The 1518-nt window shown below is 67.1% G+C and carries 1 protein-coding gene; it reads right to left on the bottom strand.

The window, feature by feature from the left end; genetic code table 11:
- Positions 1-28: 28 nt before the first annotated feature.
- Positions 29-1252 carry an IS110 family RNA-guided transposase gene (locus AWC30_RS16045; protein WP_085111246.1) on the bottom strand — a complete coding sequence of 408 codons (1224 nt, stop codon included), beginning with the start codon at positions 1250-1252 and terminating at the stop codon, positions 29-31.
- Positions 1253-1518 lie beyond the last annotated feature (266 nt).

The following is a 1518-nucleotide window of genomic DNA, read 5'->3' as shown; positions in this document are numbered from 1 at the left end:
CGGCTAGACATCCCAGGGTCGTAAGTTGTCAAGCGGCCCGGGTGTCGGGGGTGGTTTGGCGGTGTGCCCAGGCTTTGTGTTCGTCGTAGGTGCTGTGGTGGTGTAGGCAGCCGTGCAGGATGCCGACGAGGCGGTTTCCCAGGGCGCGTAGGGCTTGGTGGTGGAGGTCGCCGGCGGCGCGGTGGTGGTCGTAGAAGGTGCGGGCGCCGGGGCTGGTGGTCAGGGCGCAGAAGGCCCATTGGTCGATGGCGTCGTAGAGGCGACGGTTGCGGACGTGGCGGGCCAGCACGGCGCGTTTGCGGCCCGAGGCGATGGTCAACGGTGATGTTCCGGCGTAGTTTTTGCGACACTTGGCGGTGGTGTAGCGATTCGGGTCGTCCCCGAATTCACCGAGCACCCGGGCGCCGAGGATGACACCAAGTCCTGGCAGGGAGCGGTAGATGTCGGCGTCCGGGTGTGCCTCAAAATGCGTTGTCAGCTCGGCTTCGAGATCGGTGATCTGGTGGTTGAGCTCGGCGATGATGCCGACCGCGGCCCGGGTACTGGCCCCGAAGGCGGCGGTGACCGCGGCGGGCGCGGCCAGCTGCGGGGTGCGCAGGGCAGCCTGGATGTGTTGGGCGCGGGTGTCGAGGTTGCGTTGGCGTCCCGCGGCTTTGAGCGCAGCACGGATCTTGGACAGGCTCAGCCGTTTAGCGTCGGCGGGGGTCGGGGCGCGGCCCAGGATGGCCAGCGCGTCACGCTCGGCCAGGTCCTCGAAGGTCTCCAGTGCGGCGGGGTAGTACTCGCGCAGCGCCGAGCGCAGCCCGTTGGTGTGGCGGGTGCGCGCCCAGATCAGGCTTTGATGCGCCCGGGCCAGCACCTTGATCGCCTCGGCCTGGCCACTGTCGCCGGCGACCGGACGATGGTTGTGCCGGTCGGTGCGCACCAGGTCGGCCAGCAACTTGGCGTCGGAAGGATCGGATTTTGCTCCCGAAACGTGGTGGCGGTCGCGGTAGCGGGCGGCCGCGAGCGGGTTGATCGCGAACACCTGGTATCCGGCCGCGGTCAGGGCGTCCACCCACAGGCCGCGGTCGGTTTCGATGCCGATCACCACCTCAGCGGGGTCCTGTGCGTGTTCGGCGATCATCTCGTGCAATCGCCCGATCCCGGCCAGCCCTTCGGGCAGCCGCCGGGACGCCAGCCTGTCGCCGGCGTCGTTCATCAGGTATACGTCGTGATGGTCTTCTGCCCAGTCGTCTCCGACGAACAGCATCGATTGGCCTCCCTTGGCTCAGTGTGGATGAATCCTGTTCGAGCCGAAGGACACCCGGCGGCGACCTAATGGATCAGTGCTCGACCGGCACGACATCCCATCAGCGTTACAGGCGGCCTCACCAACCGGCCAGGGCACGATCTAGCCCTAGGAATCGACCATCATTCCAGGTCAAGGCAGTGCTCACCGGCCGGCGGCTCGGTGATCAGCCTCCCGCTCAAGAACCAAGATCCCCGTTAGGACACGCTGATCGGTTCCCATTAGGT

The sequence above is a fragment of the Mycolicibacillus trivialis genome (assembly GCF_002102395.1).
GTDB lineage: Bacteria > Actinomycetota > Actinomycetes > Mycobacteriales > Mycobacteriaceae > Mycobacterium > Mycobacterium triviale.
Note: the sequence above shows the minus strand (reverse complement) of the source record. Positions and strands in the feature narration are given on the sequence as shown.